The following is a 19,341-nucleotide window of genomic DNA, read 5'->3' as shown; positions in this document are numbered from 1 at the left end:
ACGGCCCCAGGACGCAGGGAGGGCCGAGCGAAGTCGCCGACGGCCCAACCGCCTTGCACACGCGCCCCGTTCTCGGCGCCGACCCACGACACAGCCCGGGAGGCAACCGCAGCCCGCCTTACGTATGCCGGTTGCCCCCGCGCCCGCGGCGCGCAGGCGGCGCCGTGCTGTCGCGTACGACGAGGCGGGGAGCCACACCCGTGTACGCGGCCGGGGGGCCGCCCTCGATGTCCTGGAGCAGGGCCTGGACGGCGGTCCGGCCGATGACGTCGAAGTCCTGGTGGACCGTGGTCAGGGAGGGGAGGAAGTTGCGTGCTTCCTCCATGTCGTCGAACCCGACGACGCTCACATCCCGCGGCACGCGCCGGCCGGCCTCCGCGAGCGCGCGCAGCGCCCCCAGTGCCATCTGGTCGTTCGCGGTGAACACCGCTGTCACGCCGGGCCGTTGGGCCAGCACCTCCCCCGCCGCGTGGCCGGAGTCGGCGTTCCAGTCACCCCGGAGCGGCTCGGGTACCGGGCGGCCGTGCGCCGTGAGTGTCTCGCGCCAGCCGCGCAGGCGCAGGGCGGCCGAGGAGGAGTCCGCGGGGCCTGCCACATGCCAGACCGTGTCGTGGCCGAGCGCGAGGAGATGTTCCGTGGCCAGGCGGGCCCCCTGGAACTGGTCGGTGTCGACCACGGGCAGCCGGTCGGCGACCCGGGAGTCGACGACCACGAGGGGAATCCCGTGGGGCAGTTTCGCGCCCACGGCGTCCAGCAGATGGGACTCGATGAGGACGATGACGCCGTCCACGGCCTGTTCGCCGAGCCGGTCCAGCGCCGCCAGAACGTCCGAGTGCGTCGGCCGGGTCAGCGGCATGAGCGTGACGGTGTGGCGCTGTTCGGCCGCGGCGACCGTGATCGCCTCCAGGGTGCGCCGGTTGCCGAAGGAGCTCAGCGTGAAGACGATGACGCCGAGACTGCGGAACCGGCCCGATCTCAGCGCGCGTGCCGCGCTGTTCGGCCGGTAGTCCAACTCCCGCATGACGGCGAGCACTTTCTCCCGCGTCGCCGCCCGGACGCTGCTGTGCCCGTTGGCCACGCGGGACACGGTCTGCCCGGACACACCCGCCACCCGTGCGACATCGGCCATCGAGGTCTCGCGCCTGCGGGCGGTCAACTCCCCTGCCCCGTACGGCTGTCCGCTCATGGCCTCCCACCACCCCTTCTCCGGTCGCGTTCAGCCTACGGAACGGATCCAGCGGCAGTGCTGGTACGGGCCCCGGTCCGGCGTACGACACGTGGCGCGCCACCCGGCGCAGCGCAGCACGCGGTACAGCCCGGCGATGAGCGCGGCCCGGGCACCGGAGCGGAATCCGTACCCCCGCTACACGCCCGGCGCGGCCGCGCCAACAATCCGCCACTGCACGGATGTTGACGTGAACATTTTGCCGCTCCTACTGTTCCCGCACCGAGCCCGCCACTCTCCGGGGCACTGAACGCTCCACGAGTAAGCGCTTTCTGTCTTCCGTACGGCGACCGAAGCACGCACGCACCGAAGTACGCACGCACCGCAGCCCGTTGCATCACGACCTGCGGCCGCTCCCGGCCGCGGCCGACTCCGTACGACGCCCGATTGAAACGTTGCAGTCCTGCTCGGCAGGCGCCTGCAGCACAACAGCACACACGCGAAGGAGGTGGTGTCCGTGGATTCCGCAGCCACTGCGGCCTGTCCCAGGGGCACGCCCAGGACGGCAGGCCGACGCCTGCGCCGGACCGGTCCACCGGCCCGGTCCGCCCGGCCGGCCCGCCAACGGAGAGTGCTGCCATGAGCATTGCCGAGCTGCAGCGCATCGCTGCCTCCCGGACGGGGAAGCTCACCAAGGCCGAGAAGAAGTCCGCCAACCGCGACAACAAGGCCGCCGCCGTCTTTCTCCTGCCGTGGCTGATCGGGCTCGTCGGCCTCACCGCGGGCCCGATGCTGATCTCGCTCTATCTCGCTTTCACCGACTACAACCTGCTGCAGGACGCCAACTTCACGGGCCTCGACAACTTCACCAGGATGCTGGACGACGAGCGCCTGCACTCCTCGCTCGGGGTGACCTTCGCGTACGTCGGGATCGGCGTGCCCTGCCAGTTGGCGGTGGCTCTCGCGCTGGCCATCGTGCTGGACCGCGGCATGCGCGGGCTGTCGTTCTACCGCTCGGCGCTCTATCTGCCGTCGCTGCTGGGCGGCAGCGTGGCGATCGCCGTGCTGTGGCGGGTGGTCTTCGGCGAGGATGGTCTCTTCAACGGTCTGCTGAGCAACTTCGGTATCGAGGGCCAGAATTGGATCGCCAGCCCGGACTCCGCGCTCGGCACGATCATCCTGCTGCACGTCTGGACGTTCGGCTCCCCCATGGTGATCTTCCTCGCCGGACTGCGGCAGATCCCGCGGCAGTACTACGAGGCCGCGGCCACCGACGGCGCGGGACCCTGGCGCCGCTTCCGTGCCATCACACTGCCGCTGCTGACACCGATGATCTTCTTCAATCTGGTGCTCGGGATCATCAACGCCTTCCAGTCCTTCACCCAGGCGTTCATCGTCTCCGGCGGCACCGGCGGGCCCGCGGACTCCACCCTCTTCTTCACGCTGTACCTCTACCAGGAGGGCTTCGGATCCTTCCTGATGGGCTACGCCTCCGCGCTCGCCTGGCTCCTGCTCGTCATCATCGGCGCGTTCACCGCCATCAACTTCTGGGCCGCGAAGTACTGGGTGTTCTATGACGACTGAGAATCTGACCACACAGACCCCGGCACGCGCGGTGAACCCGCCGGCCGCTCCCCCGCCGGCTCCGCCCCGCGAACCCCGCAAGATCGTGGCGCGCAGAGTCCTCAAACATGTGCTGATCATCGCCATGGTGGTGGTCGCGCTCTACCCCGTGCTGTGGATGCTCGTCAGCTCGCTGCGGCCGGACGGGCGCATCTTCTCCGACACCGGGCTGTTCCTCGACACCTTCGCCAAGGAGAACTACACCGACGGCTGGAACGCGCTGAGCAAGCCGTTCAGCACCTACCTGATCAACTCGGCGATCGTCGTGCTCGGCGCGATCATCGGCAACCTGATCAGCTGCTCGATGGCGGCGTACGCCTTCGCCCGGCTGTCCTTCCGGTTCCGGAAGACCGCCTTCGCGATCATGCTGATGTCCATCATGCTGCCGATCCACGTGGTGATCGTGCCGCAGTACGTGATCTTCGCCCAACTCGGCTGGATCAACAGCTTCCTGCCGCTGATCGTGCCCAAGTTCCTTGCCACGGACGGCTTCTTCATCTTCCTCATGGTGCAGTTCATCCGCGGACTGCCCCGCGATCTGGACAACGCGGCGCGGCTCGACGGCGCGGGCCACCCCCGGATCTTCCTGCAGATCATCCTGCCGCTGATGAAACCGGCCCTGGCCACCGCCGCGATCTTCACCTTCATCTGGACCTGGGGCGACTTCTTCACCCAACTGGTCTTCGTCACCGACCCCGAGCTGTACACGGTCCCGGTCGCGCTGCGGTCCTTCATCGACGCGCAGACCCAGTCCTCCTACGGCTCGATGTTCGCCATGAGCACGATCTCGATCCTCCCCGTGCTGCTGGCCTTCGCCATCGGCCAGCGCTTCCTGATCCGCGGCATCGCCACCACGGGCGTGAAATGAACGGGCGTCAAGTGACAGGCACACCACGCAATTCGCCACCGAGGGGAAAGCCCATGCTCCGCTACCGCCCGGGCCGCAGGGAGACGTGCCTGGCCATGGCAGGCCTGCTGACCGGCGCACTCACCGGGTGCGCCGTGGGCGGCGAGCCGGGGGCCGACCGGCTCAGCAAGGAACGGGTCACACTCCGGCTGACCTGGTGGGGCGGGGACGCCCGGCACCAGGCAACCATCAAGGCCGTCCGGCAGTTCGAGAAGAAGTACCCGAACATCACGGTGAAGACGGAGTTCGCCGACTGGACCGGCTACTGGGACCGCCTCGCCACCTCCGCCGCCGGCGGCAACGCCCCCGACGTGATCCAGATGGACCAGCTCTACCTCGCCTCGTACGCGGACCGGGGAGGCCTCCTGGACCTGGAGAAGTCCCGCTACTTCCGGGGGGACCTCTACGAGAAGGACGTCCTCGACACCGGCCGGTACAACGGCAGGCTCTACGCGGCGCCGGCCACGGTGACCGCGCTCGGCTTCCTGGTGAACACCACCGTCCTCGAGGAGCTCGGGCTGCGGCTGCCCGACACCGCTTCCTGGGACTGGGACGACATGGAACGCCTCGGCGCGCAGGCCTACAAGGCCTCCGACGGGAAGGTGTCGGGCGCCATCCCGCTCGGCGGCTCCGGCACCCCGCAGCTGTACGCCCGCCAGTACGGCGAGAACCTCTTCACCGCGGACGGCAAGATGGACGTCAGCCCCGACACGCTCGCCGCGTACTGGCAGCAGGCGCGGGACTGGTCGCGGTCCGGAGTGGCACCCAGCGCGGGCACCCTCGTGGAGAGCGAGGTGCTGCCGCTCGACCAGACCCCGCTGCCCAACGGGAAGATCATCACGGCGCCGGGCTGGTGCAACCAGCTCGTCGCCTACACCGCCGCCGCCGGGGGCAAGATGAAGTTCACCCTCGTCGACCCGCCCGTACGCAAGGGCAGTCCGCGCGGCTACCAGTACCTCAAGTCCGGCATGTACTGGTCGGTCTCCTCGCAGTGCCAACACCCCGCCGAGGCGGCCCTGTTGGTCAACTTCCTGGTCGGCGACGGCGGCCAGGGCGCCAAGACGCTGGGAGCCGAACGCGGCATTCCCGCCACGACCCGCTCCCGCGAGGCCATCCGGGACATCCTGACCCCCGAGGACAGCCTGGCCATGAAGTACGTCGAGAAGCTGGAGAAGGGCAAGGCGGGCGAGCCTCCACCGCTGGCCCCCAACGGCGCGAGCAGCGTCGAGGACGTCATCTCCCGGTACGCCGAGGAGGTCCTCTTCGGCCGGCTGCAACCCCGTGCCGCCGCGGACCGGTTCATCGACGAGATGGAAGGGCTCATCAAGTCCGCCCAGTAGTCCGGCCGTTCACCGGCCGCAGCATCTGAACCACGGAGGTATCCATGTCCCGGACGCCCGCCCCCGCAGGCGCCCCGCACGCCCCGGAACGCACCGGACTGCCGCGCCGGTACGCCGTCTACGGCACCGGCCACCGCGCCGCCATGTATGTCAACGCCATGCTCTCGACGTACCAGGAGGAGGCGGCGCCGGTCGCCTGGTGCGACACCAACGAGAACCGCATGCGCCACTACGACGACAAGGTGCGCGCGGCCGGACACCAGCCCCGCCACTACCGGCCCGAGCAGCTGGAGCGGATGCTCGACGAGGAACAGGTCGACGTCCTCGTCGTCTGCTCCCCCGACCACACTCACGCGCACGCCGTGTGCACCGCGCTGCGCGCCGGGGTCGACGTGGTGTGCGAGAAGCCGCTGACCACCGACGCGGAGGGCCTGCGCACCATCCAGGAAGCCACCGAGGCCTCCTCGGCGCGGCTGACCCTCACCTTCAACTACCGTTATTCGCCCCGGAATTCGGCGCTGCGGGAAGTGATCGCGGACGGCACCGTCGGCAAGGTCCTGTCGGTGCACTTCGAATGGCTGCTGGACACCGTGCACGGGGCCGACTACTTCCGCCGCTGGCACCGCGACAAGGCCTCCTCCGGCGGACTGCCCGTACACAAGGCGACCCACCACTTCGACCTGGTCAACTGGTGGCTCGACGACACCCCTTCGGTCGTACACGCCCTGGGCGGACTGCGCTTCTACGGCGACCACGGCGCCGGCCGCCCCGAAGGAGAGCGTCCCCGACTGGGCCGCGAGGCCGCCCCCGACGACCCGTTCGGCTTCGACATGTCCGCCGACGCCGACCTCAACTCCCTCTACCTGCAGGGCGAAGGGGAGGACGGGTATCTGCGGGACCGGGACGTCTTCGACCCGGACATCACCATCGAGGACACCCTCAGCGTCCTTGTCGGGTACCGGGGCGGTGCCTCCATGTCCTACTCGCTGACCGCGCACAGCCCCTGGGAGGGGTACCGGGTCGCCGTCAACGGCAGCCGCGGGCGGGCCGAGTTGGAGGTCGTCGAACGCGCCCACGTACCGTCCGGCGCCGCCTCCAAAGTGCTGCGGTGGAAGAAGGACACGCGCCCGGCGGTCGACCCCAGCGTCACCCGTGACACCGACAGCGCGGACGCCGGTGTCCGTACGAACGGCAGCCGTTTGATCGTCCAGCAGCACTGGGACGAGGCCAGGGAAGTCCCCATCCACGAGGGCGAGGGCGGCCACGGCGGCGGCGACGCGCTGCTCCTTCGGGACATCTTCCAGGGCCCTGGCGAGGACCCGCTGCGCCGTCAGGCCGGCTACGTCGACGGCCTGCACAGCGTGGCGGTCGGCGTCGGCATCAACCAGAGCCTCGCCACAGGGCAGCCCGTCACCATGGACTCCCTCGGCCTGCGCTGGAAGTGACCGCCAGCCCCCGACCCGCCCCGGCCCGCCCCGAAGAGCGGGCCGGGGCTGTCACGTGACCAGGCGTTCCACGAGGAGGAACGCGCCGATGACGATCATCATGGCGCCGCTGCCCCGGGTGACGGCCCGGGCGGCCACCGCCGGCAGCGTGCAGCCCACGTATCCGACATCAGCCCGCCGACCGACCTGGCCGCGCGCGTACAGCTGAGCGTCTCGCCCTGCCACCGGCGCGCGCGTGAGCCGGAGCGGTCCGGCGCCATCCGCGGCTACCGCGCCGTCGTCGACCCTGGAGGCCTCCCAGCAGCTCTACGACCGGGAGTTGGCCACCCTGCCCGGCGTGCAGCGCCTGACGTCGACCCTGGTCATGAAGCATGCCGTCGCCGAGCGCCCGCTGCCCGAGTAGAGCTTTCCCGCCCCGACTCCTGCCGTCCCCGCGAACGACGGTGGTACGGTGTGTGTGGCACGCGTAAGAGCCCCCTTCTTCGAGGCTCCGGTGCCGGATTCCTTTTCACCGCGCGGTCACTGCCGCGTCCGCCTCGCAGCGGCGTCCCAGTGGCCCGTCGCACGGTTCCACTTCATTCCCGGGGCACTTCCGGGCCTCACCGGCGGCTTTCAGCGGCCGGGCCCTCAGGCGGTCAGAGCTTTTCGGCAGCCGGACTCTTCCGACTGCGTGCCGTGCTCACCGCCCGCCCGCGGGGCGTGACAACGCCGCCCTCGCGCAGCCCCTCCCCTTCCGTACTCCTGCGCCTCGGCGCCGCTCAACCGAAAGGTCACCGATGACCATGACCACACTCACTCAACCTCCCTCTCCCGACGCGCCGGAACGGCCGGAAGCCCCGGTCCACGCGGCAGGCGTCCTCGCCCCCGCGCGGAACGGGCAGGGGCTTCTGCGCACCGGCAACGGCCTGCCCACTCCCGAGGATGTCCAGCTCCCGGCGGCGCTGATCCGCCAACACGACCTGCGGCAGGGCGACTTGGTGGTGGGCACCTGCTCACGCCCCGGTACGCTCGCGACAGTCGAACGCGTCAACGGCCGTCCGGTACCTGATCTGCGCGGCCGGCCGCACTTCCGAGACGTCACCCCCGTACACCCCCATGACCGGCTCCACCTGGACGGCCCCGCCGGCGGGCTGACGACACGCGTCCTCGACCTGTTCACCCCGGTCGGCAAGGGACAGCGCGGACTGATCGTGGCACCGCCGAAGACCGGCAAGACGATGCTGCTCCAGCAGGTCGCCGCCGCGGTGGCCCGCAACCACCCCGAGTGCCACCTCATGGTGCTCCTCCTCGACGAACGCCCCGAGGAGGTCACCGACATGCGCCGTACGGTACGGGGCGAGCTGCTGGCCTCCACCTTCGACCGGACGGCGAAGGAGCACACCGCGCTCGCCGAGCTGGCCGTCGAACGCGCCAAACGGCTCGTCGAGCAGGGCCAGGACGTCGTCCTCCTGATGGACTCCCTCACCCGGCTGTGCCGCGCCCACAACAACTCGGCGCCCGCGGGCGGGAAGACGCTCACCGGCGGCGTCGACGTCGGCGCGCTGCAGGGCCCCAAGAAGTTCTTCGGCGCCGCACGGCAGGCCGAGGAGGGCGGTTCGCTGACGATTCTGGCGACCGCTCTGGTCGAGACCGGATCCCGCGCCGACGACTTCTACTTCGAGGAGCTGAAGAGCACCGGCAACATGGAGCTGCGCCTGGACCGCACGCTGGCGGGCAAGCGCGTCTTCCCCGCCGTCGACCTCACCGTCTCCAGCACCCGCCGCGACGAACTCCTCGTCCCCGCCCCCGAATTGAGTGCCGTACGCGCACTGCGCCGGGCCCTCGACAGCCACAGCGGCGAGACGGGCACCGAGGCGCTGCTGGAGAGGATGCGGCACACCCCGGACAACGCGGCCTTCTTGCAGCAGGTACGGCAGACCGTCCCCGGCGCATGACAATCGCCGCTCGCGTGCGTCCCCCAACTGGTCCCACATGCGCCGTATTTGGGGCAATTCGGGAACCGCGTCATGGGTGCGGGGCGTTTCAACCCTGACAGGCGGCACCGCAACCGGCGGGACCGCGACCAAGGGGGAAACACATGAACATCACCACGATCCAGGTGACCGTGCAGACGGCGGACACCGAAGGCGCGGGGACCGACGGGAAAGTCAGCATCGGCATCTGCGGACGCGAGTTCGTCCTCGACACCGGCGTCAACGACTTCGAGCGCGGCATGACACAGACCTTCGTCCTCGGCGCCGGGTCGAACGTCTTCAACCCGCCCGGCAACGACCCGCGCAAGCCCCAGCTCGACACCGAAGAGCTCCAGCACTTCCCGGCCTACGTGCACCTGAGCCCCGTGGACGCCAAGGACAACTGGGCCCTGGAGAACGTGACCGTGACCGTCAACCCCGGCGCGCAGCAGATCACTTACGGCAACAGGCCGGTGCTGGACGGCGACAAGCGCCTGTGGATGGCCCTCGACGGCGGCCGCACCCTGTACCTCAAGCGCCAGTGACCCACCGTACGCGGTGACCCGCGGGCCGGGACCGGTCCCGGCCCGCTTCCCGTACAGCCTCAGACCGCCTTGATCGGCGGGTAGTCGGGCTGCCACATGGCGGCGTGGACCCGTTCGTCGATCGTGTCGTTGTCGACGGGTTCGCGTGCGACCCCCTCATCGGCTGCCGCACGTGCCACCGCGGAGGCCACCGCGGCGGAGGCGCCGCGGAGTTCGCCGGTGAGGGGGAGGATCGCGGCACCCGGCGTGGTCGGGTCGATGTGCCCGGCCACGGCGTGGGCAGCGGCGGAGAGCATGCCGTCGGTGATCCGCGTGGCCCGCGCCAGGGTCGCGCCCAGGCCGAGGCCCGGGAAGATCAGCGCGTTGTTGGCCTGGCCGATCTGGTGGGTGGTGCCCTTGTACGTCACGGGCTCGAAGGGGCTGCCGGTGGCGACGAGGGCCTTGCCGTCGGTCCAGCGCAGCAGGTCCTCGGGTTTCGCCTCGGCCAGCGGCGTGGGGTTGGACATCGGCAGGATGATCGGGCGTTCGGTGTGCGAGGCCATCTCCCGCACCACCTCTTCGGTGAAGGACCCGCCCTGGCCGGAGGTGCCGATCAGGACGGTCGGCCGGACACGGCGTACGACCTCGGCCAGCGGGATGCCGCCCAGCTTCTCGTCCTGCTCCCAGTCGGCCACTTCGGAGGCGGGGCGGGCGTAGCGGGTCTGGGAGTCGGTCAGGCTGGTCTGGTCGTCGGTGAGCAGCCCGTACCGGTCCACGCCCCACAGCCGTCCGACGGCGTCCTCGGCGCTGAGTCCTTCGGCGACGAGGGCGTCGCGGAGCTGGTCGGCGATGCCGACGCCGGCGGTTCCGGCGCCGAAGACGACGATGCGGTGGTCGGACAGCGCGGTCCCGGCGGCCTTGACGCCGGAGAGGACGGCGGCGAGATTCACGGCGCCGGTGCCCTGGATGTCGTCGTTGAACGTGAACTCGTGCTCGCGGTAACGGTCCAGGATCCGGCTCGCGTTGGCGGAGCCGAAGTCCTCCCAGTGCAGCAGGGCCTCGGGGAAGAGGCGCCGGGCCGTGGTCACGTAGGCGTCGATGAAGGCGTCGTACGTCTCGCGGTCGGCGCGGGAGTGCCGGTTGCCCAGGTAGAGCGGATCGTCGCGCAGTTCCTCGCGGTTGGTGCCGACGTCGAGCATGACGCCGAGGGTGCGGGCCGGGTCGACGCCGCCCGCCGCGGTGTAGACGGCGAGCTTGCCCACGGCGATGTCGATGCCGCCGACGCCCCAGTCGCCGATGCCGAGGATGCCCTCGCCGTCGGTGGCCACGATCAGGTCGATGTCGCCCGCGCCGAGGCCCGAGGCGCGCAGTGAGCGCTCGATGTCGTCGGGCGCGTCCACCGACAGGTAGACGCCGCGCGGCCGGCGGTATTCGTAGCTGTAGCGTTCGATGGCGCTGCCGACGGTCGGCGTGTAGACGATCGGCAGCATCTCGGAGAGATGGTCGGCCAGCAGCCGGTAGAACAGCACTTCGTTCCGGTCGTGCAAGGCGGTCAGATAGACGTTCTTCGCCAGGTCGTCGGGCTGCGTCGCGTACTGCTTGTACGCGCGTTCCGCCTGCTGGTCCTGGGTGAGGACCTGCGGCGGCATGAGGCCGACCAGACCGAGGTCGCGGCGTTCCTCGCGGGTGAAGGCGGTGCCGCGGTTGAGCCGGGGGTCGGCGAGTACGGCGCGGCCCCGGGAGCGGGTCTCGTACCGGCCTTCGGCGGCGTTCCAGTGCGTGTTCATGCGGGGTGTTTCCTGCCTTCCGGCGTTCCGCCGGGCCGCTGCCCGGCGTGCGGATTCCAGCCTCGCTGCGCTCGTCGCATGCGTCCAATGCCTTGAACTTCTGGCACCCATGACGTGACAGCATGCATGCCATGGACCTGCAGGTACTGCGATATTTCCAGGCCGTCGCGGACGGCGCGACCGTGACCGACACCGCCGCCGAGGCCCGCCTCACGCAGCCCGCGCTCTCCAGAGCACTGGGCCGCCTCGAACAGGAGGTGGGCGCCGAGCTGTTCCAGCGGGTGGGCCGCGCGCTGCGCCTGACTCCCGCCGGGCGCGCGTTCCGCGGGTACGTGGACGGCGTACTGGACCAGTACGACCAGGGGCGGCGGGTGGCGGCCGAGGTGGTCGACCCCGAGCGGGGGCTGATCCCGTTCGCGTTCCTGCACACACTCGGCACGTGGCTGGTGCCGCCGCTGCTGGGCAGCTACCGGGAGCGGTTCCCCGCGGCCCGGTTCGAACTGCACCAGGACGGCGAGGACGGCCTCGTGAGCGATCTCCTGGACGGCACCGTGGACTTCGCGATCACCGGCCGCGACCCGGGACATCCCCTCATCGCGTGGCAGCGGCTGCTCGCTCAGCCGCTGCTGCTGGCCGTACCGCCCGGTCACCGGCTGGCCCGGCGGCGCCGGGTACGGCTGGCGGACGCGGCGGACGAGTCCTTCGTCCTGCTGCGCCCCGGGTACGGACTGCGCGGCATCACCGAAACGCTGTGCCGGGAGGCCGGATTCACGCCACATGCCGGCTTCGAGGGCGAGGAGGTGGAGACGCTGCGCGGGCTCGTCGCGGCCGGGCTGGGAGTGTCTCTGCTGCCCGCTCCGCTGGCCGCCGCGGAGCCCGCCGTCCCCTATCTTCCGGTGACAGATGTGCTGTGCGCACGGGATCTCGGCGTCGCGCAGGTGTCCGCCCGTACGCTGCCGCCCTCCTCGCAGTGCTTCGTCGCGCACGTACGGGAGCGGGCACCGCTCCTCCTCCCCTGAGTGTGAGCGTGTTCACGCTGCTCAGGCCGCCTTCCGGACAGGCGCCCGGCTGTGCATATCCTGTGCTGCCCGCCCGGCACGTGGCGGGGAGGAGTGCAGAGAGGATCACCATGACGAGCACCGTCGACGCCGAGGCCGAACACCCGCCGATCTACCAGCAGATGCTGGACGAGCAGGGCAACGTGCCGGCGGATGTGGCGGCCACGGCGGACCGCGTCCTGCGCGAGGCCGAGCAGGCGGTAGGGGGCACGGGCATCGGCAGAGGCGCGAGTACGAGCGCCGGCTCGCAGGAGCAGTAGCCGGCGCCACGACGCACGGCCGGGCCGGCCCTCCACCCACGGGTGACGGAGGGCACGGCCCGGACGCGTCAGGCGCTCGTGGTCTCCTCGACTGCCGGTTTCCCGGCGGAGCCGCCGCCGCGGCGGGGCACCCAGCCGCAGATCCAGGGCAGCGCGAGAGCCAGCAGTCCCGCCGTCACCCACAGCCCGCCGACGGCCCACACGGCGCCCGCGGTGATCATCACGGGGACGAACGTCACGGTGACGGTCTCCATGGGGGCGACCGGGATGTAGGCGACGCCGAACTCCTCCAGGGTGCCGCTCTTCAGCTTCGGGTCGACCATGCGCAGCAGGGCGATGGCCGTGGCGGCGGCGCCGGTGGTCCAGCCCCAGGTGACGACGGCCTTCTCGAACCAGTTGCCCTCGAAGGCGCGCGGGGCGACCCAGAGGAACAGTACGAGGCACAGCGCGAGTCCGACGGCGAAGAGCAGCAGCAGCGGCAGCCAGAAGTCGGCGACGAGGCTGGGCACGATCGACGCGATGCCGCAGGTGATGAGGACGTCGGTGGCGGTGCCGGAGATGGACTTCAGCGACTGCCCGTCCACGTAGCGCCAGGCCGGGGTGCGGGCGAAGACGGCACGCAGCAGCAGGCCGACGATGAAGGCCAGCGCGAACACGGGGACCATCAGCGAGGGGAAGGCGCCGGTCACGAGCTCGGAGAGGCCGTAGGCCGCGGCGGCGATCACGGCGACGACGCAGATCTGCAGACCGAGCGGTTCGATGGCGGCCGGCGAGGTGGTGGCGGTGCCGGTGGACTCGCGGTCCTTCTCGTCCCGTACGAGGCCGGAGCGCAGGTCCTCGGGGAGCGTCTCGAAGCGGCCGACGCCCTGGGTGTGGCCGCGGCGGGCGCCCCAGTTGTTGAGGATGATGCCGCCGATGACACCGGTGAGCATGCCGACGGTCGCGGAGGTGAAGCCCAGCGATCCCGCGCCGGCCCAGCCCGCGGACTCGAAGGCCGTACCGAGGGCCGCCGCGGTGCCGAAGCCGCCGGCCCAGCCGGCGAAGAGCAGCGCGCCGAAGCCGTCGGGCACGTTCCACAGGGGCTGCAGGACGAGCAGCGCGAGGATCACGCCGAGGCCGACCTGCAGGGCGTACGCGGCGACGTTGTACGAGCCGAAGGTGCCGGCGGCCTTGCCGAAGCCCTTGAGGCTGAGGCCGTCGGTCAGGGCGAGGCAGGCGAAGACGACCACGATGAGCACGGACGCGTACGTCTCGAGCTGGTCGGAGAAGGGCAGCAGGCCCACACCCTGGGGGCCGAGCAGCAGGCCGAGGAAGCCGGCGATGACGCTGGCGGGCAGCATCAGGCGCTGAACGAAGCCGACGCGGGCGCGGATGACGGTGCCGGTCATCAGCAGGGCGGCTATCAGTCCGGCGTCGCACAGGAGCGACCAGGGCGTGTATGTCATCGTGTCTCCGGGCTGGGTTCTGGTATGGGGTTTCGATACCGGGGTTTTACTGGCGCTTTACGGTCCGGAGATTTTTATCAGCCCGGGAGCGCGAAACGGAAACCCGCCCCCTCACCCCTCGCGCGCGGCCCTGACCTGCGACGACACGCCGGCACTCAGAGTGGGATGACATTGCGGCATTTTGCGGCGAATAGGCACAATGGCCGCGACGAGTGGCACACGCCACATCCCTCTGCTCGGTAAAGGGTGACGTTCCCGTGAGTACCGCAACGCAGCACCGGACCCACTCCGGCCACGACCACACACACGGCGAGGGCTGCGGCCACGTCGCCGTCCCGCACGGCGACCACATCGACTACGCGCACGACGGGCATCTGCACCGCCCGCACGACGGCCACACCGACGAGTGCGAGCCCGACGGGCACGCCGCGCACGACGGCCACGACCACACGCACGGCGAGGGCTGCGGCCATGTCGCCGTCCCGCACGGCGACCACATGGACTACGTCCACGACGGACACCGGCACGCCGCACACGACGGCCACTGGGACGACCACTAGCCCGCCGAGAACAACGGTCACTGGGACGACCAGTCAACTACTCGGCCTTGAAGTACTGAGCTTGTTGGCTCAGTACTTCAAGGCTCCGCTTATGCTCCCGACTGCCCCCTACGACAGGGCGGTCACGGGTCACATCCACCGGTCCCCGCTGTGCGGGGACCGGATCGGGCATGTTGACGAATACCCACGCCGAGCGTGCGCGGTCACGCACGTTGACCCCGGCGACGTGGTCGGCGGGCCCAGCGAGGCCGCACCGACGACAGCAAAAGTGATCCCGAGTCGGCCGGTTGGCCCGCTCGGTGTGACCGCAGCGCGGGCACCGCTGCGAGGTGTAGGCCGCATCCACCACGATGAACGGCACACCGACACGCTGGGCCTTGTAGGCAAGAAACACACCGAGCTGGTGGAAAGGCCAGGAGGACTGTCGTGCTCGCTGGTCGCGTCGAACCGTGACCCGCTCGCGAATACCGCCCAGTTCCTCCAGGGCGATACCGCGCTCGGTGCGTTGGGCGACAGCAATAACAGCCTTCGCAACCTTGTGATTGACGTGCCGGGCGTGCCGCGCCTCGCGGCGAGCACGCTTCTTCAGCAACTGCTTCGCGCTCCTGGTACGCCTGGCCTGCAGCTCGGCCCTCTTACGGGCCTGCCACCTGCGGTAGCGATCCAGGCGGCGCCCGGAGTGGTTGTCACCGTCGGACGTGGTGGCGAGATTGTTGATGCCCCGGTCCACCCCGATGAAGTCCCGCGGCTCGAATACCTCCGGTTCAGCGATGTCGACGGTGGCGACGAGGAGCCATTTGCCGTCCCGGTGGATCAAGTCGGATTCACCCTGGCGGTGTCCGGCCAACTGCTTGAGTGCGCCCGGGGAGCAGACGAAGGACAGGTCCTTCATCCGGCCGTTCACCGTCCAGATGCTCACCGTGCACCTGTCGTAATCCCACGAAAGGCACCGGTCGTCGAACGTGTGGGCCGCGTCAGAGCGGAAAACGATCGGTTTCGACTCAGCCTTGCGGCGCCGCTTGGACTGCCCGCCGCCGAGGTTCCCGGCACGGAGGTTCGCCCGCAGCGTCGCATAGGCGTCCGCCACCCGCTTGATGACATGCTGCGCGGCCTGCGCACCCAGCCCACAGGACTTCAGCTCCCCGTAGGCCAGCGACCGCAGATCCTTCACAGAACCCTTGAGGCCGTACTGCGCAAACGCCCCCTCAGAGACCTGATTCGCACACGCATTGACCCTGTGCAGGGTCGACTCAAGCGCCGTCGCCTGCACCGACGTTGGCATCAGCTTGACCTGCACCACCAGCTTCACAATCACCGAACGTACACACCCGTACGACACCCCACTCTCCGTTCCCCCCTTCCCACCCGAACGAGCGACACGCAACCCAGCCACCTCTGGACCGCGAGCAGCTTGACCGCCCGGGATTCCTCACAGGAACAGGCTGAGGTACCCGGGCAAGCGGAAAGTCCGTACATACGGAAGAGGGGCCGGGATGGCCCGGCCCCTCTTCCGTGTGCTGACGCCTGTGCCTACTGGCCCTTTTGCAGGGACGCCAAGTAGGCGTTGTAGGCGACGAGTTCCTGGTCGCCGTCACGGTCCGCGGCGCGGTCGCGGCGGCGGGCCTGCCGCTGGTCCGAGACGTACCACTGGAAGATCAGCGCGACCAGCACCAGCACCGAGGGGATCTCGCTGAACGCCCAGGCGATCCCGCCCGCGGCGGTCTGGTCGGACAGCGCCGACACGCCCAGCGAGGCCGGCGGGTGCGCGTACGTCTTGATCATCGGCTCGGTGGCCATCATCAGCGCGATGCCGAAGAACGCGTGGAAGGGCATGCCGGCGAACAGCTCCAGCATCCGCATCACGTAGCCCGGCCGGTGCGGGCCCGGGTCGACGCCCATGATCGGCCAGAAGAAGACCAGGCCGACGGCGAGGAAATGCACCATCATCGCGATGTGCCCCGTCTTCGACTCCATCAGGAAGTCGAACAGCGGCGTGAAGTAGAGCGCGTAGAGGCTCGCGATGAACAGCGGGATGGTGAACGCCGGGTGCGAGATGATCCGCATGTACCGGCTGTGCAACAGGGCGACGAGAAGCTCCCGCGGCCCCTTGTGGCCGCGTCCCGCCGTCGGCAGAGCGCGCAGGGTGAGCGTCACCGGCGCACCCAGCAGCAGGAGGATCGGCGACAGCATGCTGATCACCATGTGCTGCACCATGTGGACGCTGAAGAGCAGCATGCCGTACTCGTTCAGCGCGGTGCACATGACCAGCGCGACGGTGAGGACACCGGCCACCCAGAACACGCTGCGGCTGACGGGCCACTTGTCGCCGCGCCGGCGCAGCCTGAGCACGGCGTACCCGTACAGACCCAGGGCCAGCAGGCAGCCGACGAGGAAGAACGGGTCTCCCGTGAACTCCAGGCCCCGCGCCAGCGTGAACGGCGGCAGGTCCATCGTCATGCCGTGCCCGCCGTGATCCATCCCAACACTCCCGATTCGCACCGATCCGCCCGCACCAGACTAGAACCGCCCCCGCGGCGCCGGGCGCGCGGGGGCGGCCGTGGCGCCCGGCGGGCGGTGTGTCAGGCCGGCTGGGTGGCCGCCTCGATCCGCTCCTGGCGAAGCGCCTCGTACCAGCGGTCGTTGACCGGCGGCAGCGCGTTGACGTCCAGCGCCAGCTTGATCAGAAGGTCGGCGATCTGCGGATTGCGGGCGAGGACGGGACCGTGCATGTAGGTGCCGAACACCGTGTCGTTCCAGGCGCCTTCGGTGCCGTCGCCGACGCCGTTGCCCTGGCCCAGCCGCGTGTGGGCGAGCGGGCGGGCGCCCGGTCCCACGCGGGTGACGCCCTGGTGGTTCTCGAATCCGGTCAGCGGGGGCAGGCCCAACTGGCTGTCGATGTCGCCCAGTACGTCGCCCACGCAGCGGTCCGCCTCGCCGCGCATGCTGACCACGTCGAGCAGCCCGAGGCCCTGCTCGCGCTCCCCCAGGTCGTTGATGAACTCGTGGCCGACGATCTGGTAGCCCGCGCAGACGGAGAAGACGATCGCGCCGTTGTCCACGGCGCGGTTCAGCCCGCCGTCACGGCGCAGCCGTTCGGCCGCGAGCCGCTGCGGGCGGTCCTCACCGCCGCCGATCAGATAGATGTCGGCGGAAGTGGGGATGGGCTGGTCGGAACGGACGTCGGTCCGCTCGACGTTGAGGCCGCGCTGCTGTGCGCGGCGCTGGACGACGAGGGCGTTGCCCTGGTCGCCGTAGGTGCTGAGCAGGTCGGGGTAGACCCACACCACACGGAGGCCCGTGTCACTCATGTCTCGAAGCTCCTTCGGCAGGCGGGTCAGTTGCCGACGACGCGGCGCAGGTCCTGGAACGCGGTGTAGTTCGCGATCGCCTCGATGCGTCCGGGCGGGCAGCTGCGGATGGCCTGGTCGGCGGTGTCGCACACCTGGAAGTCGACGCCCGCGACTTCGAGCCGGACGGCCAGGTCGAGCCGCCGGTCGCCGATCACCCGGATCGGGTGCCCGGCCAGCCGGGAGTAGTCGACGTCCCACAGCCAGGAGGTGTCCGTGCCGTCGGCGCCGCGGGCGTTGACGGAAAGGATCACCGGCGCCGGCTGCGGGTCGATGAGGGAGAACGTCTCCAGCCAGCCCGCCGGGTTCTTGGCGAGCAGCAGCCGTACGTCCCGGTCCCCGTAGCTGACGACGTCGTACCGGCCGGCGACGGCCTGCACCGAGTACATCCGCTCCAGCGCCGTCTGCGGCGGCACGCCGAAGGCGGCGGCGACGGCGGCCGAGGTGGTGGCGTTGGCCTTGTTGGCGCGGCCCGGCAGCTGGAGGTGGATAGGCCAGGCGGAGCCGTGCGGGTCCAGCACGTGGTCGCCGGAGAGCGCCCAGCTGGGGGTGGGGCGGCGGAAGCCGCACTCGCCGCAGAACCAGTCGTCGCCGGGGCGCTGCATCACGCCGCCGCACGCCGGGCAGGACCAGGCGTCGTCCTTCCACTCCTGGCCCGCGGCGACCCACACCACGTTCGGGGAGGAGGAGGCGGCCCACACGACGAGCGGGTCGTCGGCGTTGGCGATGATGACGGCCTTCTGCCCCGCCAGGCCCTCGCGCCAGTGCTCGGCGAGCATCCGGGTCTCCGCGGCGCGGTCCAGCTGGTCGCGGGAGAGGTTGAGCAGCGCGATGGCCTTCGGCGTGGTGTCGCGCGCGACGGCGGACAGATACTTCTCGTCCACCTCGATCACGCCGTACTGCGCGGTCGAACCGCCCGCGAGCGCCGAGGTGATGCCGGCCGGCATGTTGGCGCCGAGCGCGTTGGAGACCACCTCGCCGTGCGCGCGCAGCGCCTCGGCGATCAGCCGGGTGGTCGTGGTCTTGCCGTTGGTCGCCGAAACCAGGACGACGTCCAGGTGCTGGGCGACCCGCGCCAGCAGTTCGGGGTCGAGCCTGAGCGCGACCTTCCCGCCGATCACCGATCCGCTGCCGCGGCCGGCGGCGCGTGACACCGCCGCCGCCGCCCTGCCCGCCGTGACGGCCAGCCTCGATCGTGGCGAGAGCGGGTCCGTGTTGCCTGCCATCGTCCTTGCTCCTCCTTGCCCCTCGGTCTTGGAGAAGCCTACCGAGCCGTGGGCAGCCACCCGAACCGCGGCACCGTCGAAGATCCTCCGGCCGCGTATCGTTGCCGCCATGAGACGGCCTTCCATACCCGGCACTTCAGGCAGCGTACGCCCGCTGCGGATGTACGGGGACCCGCTGCTGCACGCTCCCTCGCGGGAGGTGCCGGCGGCGTACGGGCCGCTGGAGCAGCTGGTGGAGGACCTGTTCGCGACGATGTACGCGCACCGCGGTGTGGGCCTGGCGGCCCCTCAGATCGGTGTGCCGCTGCGGGTGTTCGTCTACGACTGCCCCGACGACGAGGACGTGCGGCACCGCGGTCACCTCGTGGACCCCGTGCTGACGGGGACCGACGGCGTGCGGCTGCGCGGCCCCGAGGGCTGCCTGTCGCTGCCCGGCCTGGAGGCCGGGACGGTCCGCTACGACGAGGCGGCCGCCGAGGGGCGGACCGTTGACGGAACTCCGGTACGGGTGACGGGCACCGGGTTCTTCGCCCGGTGCCTCCAGCACGAACTCGACCATCTCGACGGCACCGTCTATCCGGACCGGGTGACGGGGCTGCGCCGCCGCAGGGTGCTGCGCGCGGCGCGGCGCGCCGACTGGTGCGTACGCGTGCCCGGTTAGGACCGTACGCTCCCCGCCGCGCGGTCCCGGCCGGCTTCCGC

General features: G+C 70.4%; 18 protein-coding genes and 1 pseudogene. 11 read left to right on the top strand and 8 right to left on the bottom strand.

Going from position 1 to position 19,341, the window contains the following annotated elements:
• Window positions 1–118: 118 nt before the first annotated feature.
• Window positions 119–1,186 carry a LacI family DNA-binding transcriptional regulator gene (locus AC3AGO_RS33765; protein WP_487824097.1) on the bottom strand — a complete coding sequence of 356 codons (1,068 nt, stop codon included), beginning with the start codon at window positions 1,184–1,186 and terminating at the stop codon, window positions 119–121.
• Window positions 1,187–1,804: 618 nt separating this feature from the next.
• Here AC3AGO_RS33765 and AC3AGO_RS33760 point away from each other — a divergent pair.
• The 4 genes from AC3AGO_RS33760 to AC3AGO_RS33745 are packed head-to-tail and all read left to right on the top strand — an operon-like array spanning window position 1,805 to window position 6,480.
• On the top strand, window positions 1,805–2,749 hold the full coding sequence (locus tag AC3AGO_RS33760; protein WP_487824096.1) for a carbohydrate ABC transporter permease: 945 nt from the start codon (window positions 1,805–1,807) through the stop codon (window positions 2,747–2,749).
• Window positions 2,739–3,656, top strand: a complete 918-nt coding sequence (locus AC3AGO_RS33755) for a carbohydrate ABC transporter permease (RefSeq protein ID WP_487824095.1) — start codon at window positions 2,739–2,741, stop codon at window positions 3,654–3,656. The genes AC3AGO_RS33760 and AC3AGO_RS33755 overlap by 11 nt, the downstream gene beginning before the upstream one ends.
• Window positions 3,657–3,709: 53 nt before the next feature.
• A complete protein-coding gene (locus AC3AGO_RS33750; protein ID WP_487824094.1) occupies window positions 3,710–5,035 on the top strand; it encodes an ABC transporter substrate-binding protein in 1,326 nt (441 codons plus the stop codon).
• A gap of 44 nt (window positions 5,036–5,079) precedes the next feature.
• Window positions 5,080–6,480, top strand: a complete 1,401-nt coding sequence (locus AC3AGO_RS33745) for a Gfo/Idh/MocA family protein (protein WP_487824093.1) — start codon at window positions 5,080–5,082, stop codon at window positions 6,478–6,480.
• 51 nt (window positions 6,481–6,531) lie between these two features.
• Here AC3AGO_RS33745 and AC3AGO_RS33740 read toward each other — a convergent pair whose 3' ends face one another.
• Window positions 6,532–6,705 (bottom strand): hypothetical protein, encoded by a 174-nt coding sequence (locus AC3AGO_RS33740; protein WP_487824092.1) that lies wholly within the window; start codon window positions 6,703–6,705, stop codon window positions 6,532–6,534.
• Between AC3AGO_RS33740 and AC3AGO_RS33735 the strand changes: the two are divergent.
• From AC3AGO_RS33735 to AC3AGO_RS33725, 3 genes and pseudogenes are all read left to right on the top strand, one after another.
• Window positions 6,649–6,883: pseudogene (locus AC3AGO_RS33735) on the top strand (hypothetical protein). The gene AC3AGO_RS33740 and the pseudogene AC3AGO_RS33735 overlap by 57 nt on opposite strands.
• Before the next feature lie 373 nt (window positions 6,884–7,256).
• On the top strand, window positions 7,257–8,414 hold the full coding sequence (rho, locus tag AC3AGO_RS33730; protein ID WP_487824091.1) for a transcription termination factor Rho: 1,158 nt from the start codon (window positions 7,257–7,259) through the stop codon (window positions 8,412–8,414).
• Between the two features lie 143 nt (window positions 8,415–8,557).
• On the top strand, window positions 8,558–8,977 hold the full coding sequence (locus AC3AGO_RS33725) for a PLAT/LH2 domain-containing protein (RefSeq protein ID WP_487824090.1): 420 nt from the start codon (window positions 8,558–8,560) through the stop codon (window positions 8,975–8,977).
• 59 nt (window positions 8,978–9,036) lie between these two features.
• On the opposite strand, the gene AC3AGO_RS33720 is transcribed toward AC3AGO_RS33725, so the two are convergent.
• On the bottom strand, window positions 9,037–10,743 hold the full coding sequence (locus AC3AGO_RS33720) for an NAD-dependent malic enzyme (RefSeq protein WP_487824089.1): 1,707 nt from the start codon (window positions 10,741–10,743) through the stop codon (window positions 9,037–9,039).
• Window positions 10,744–10,874: 131 nt separating this feature from the next.
• Here AC3AGO_RS33720 and AC3AGO_RS33715 point away from each other — a divergent pair, with 131 nt between their 5' ends.
• On the top strand, window positions 10,875–11,762 hold the full coding sequence (locus AC3AGO_RS33715) for a LysR substrate-binding domain-containing protein (RefSeq protein ID WP_487824088.1): 888 nt from the start codon (window positions 10,875–10,877) through the stop codon (window positions 11,760–11,762).
• 110 nt (window positions 11,763–11,872) lie between these two features.
• Entirely contained in the window at window positions 11,873–12,061 is a 189-nt protein-coding gene (locus AC3AGO_RS33710) for a hypothetical protein (RefSeq protein WP_487824087.1), read from the top strand.
• Between the two features lie 68 nt (window positions 12,062–12,129).
• On the opposite strand, the gene AC3AGO_RS33705 is transcribed toward AC3AGO_RS33710, so the two are convergent.
• Entirely contained in the window at window positions 12,130–13,506 is a 1,377-nt protein-coding gene (locus tag AC3AGO_RS33705; protein WP_487824086.1) for a sodium/glutamate symporter, read from the bottom strand.
• Window positions 13,507–13,763: 257 nt separating this feature from the next.
• Between AC3AGO_RS33705 and AC3AGO_RS33700 the strand changes: the two genes are divergently transcribed.
• Window positions 13,764–14,066 carry a hypothetical protein gene (locus AC3AGO_RS33700; protein ID WP_487824085.1) on the top strand — a complete coding sequence of 101 codons (303 nt, stop codon included), beginning with the start codon at window positions 13,764–13,766 and terminating at the stop codon, window positions 14,064–14,066.
• A gap of 37 nt (window positions 14,067–14,103) precedes the next feature.
• Here the strand turns inward: AC3AGO_RS33700 and AC3AGO_RS33695 are convergent, their stop codons facing one another.
• The 4 genes from AC3AGO_RS33695 to AC3AGO_RS33680 form a co-directional block, all read right to left on the bottom strand.
• Entirely contained in the window at window positions 14,104–15,375 is a 1,272-nt protein-coding gene (locus AC3AGO_RS33695) for an RNA-guided endonuclease InsQ/TnpB family protein (protein ID WP_487824084.1), read from the bottom strand.
• Between the two features lie 221 nt (window positions 15,376–15,596).
• The gene (locus AC3AGO_RS33690; protein ID WP_487824083.1) at window positions 15,597–16,544 is read right to left on the bottom strand and encodes a cytochrome c oxidase assembly protein; all 948 of its coding nucleotides are present in this window, start codon (window positions 16,542–16,544) and stop codon (window positions 15,597–15,599) included.
• 101 nt (window positions 16,545–16,645) lie between these two features.
• On the bottom strand, window positions 16,646–17,374 hold the full coding sequence (locus AC3AGO_RS33685; protein ID WP_487824082.1) for a type 1 glutamine amidotransferase: 729 nt from the start codon (window positions 17,372–17,374) through the stop codon (window positions 16,646–16,648).
• Window positions 17,375–17,400: 26 nt separating this feature from the next.
• Entirely contained in the window at window positions 17,401–18,639 is a 1,239-nt protein-coding gene (locus AC3AGO_RS33680; protein WP_487824081.1) for a DUF1727 domain-containing protein, read from the bottom strand.
• A gap of 109 nt (window positions 18,640–18,748) precedes the next feature.
• On the opposite strand from AC3AGO_RS33680, the gene def reads away from it, so the two are divergent.
• Window positions 18,749–19,300: a peptide deformylase gene (def, locus tag AC3AGO_RS33675; protein ID WP_487824080.1), complete on the top strand. Its 552-nt coding sequence runs from the start codon at window positions 18,749–18,751 to the stop codon at window positions 19,298–19,300.
• The last annotated feature ends 41 nt before the right edge of the window (window positions 19,301–19,341 follow it).

The organism is Streptomyces sp. BL1, assembly GCF_057628045.1.
The sequence above is the reverse complement of the archived record's forward strand: the minus strand, read 5'-3'. Positions and strand labels throughout refer to the sequence as shown.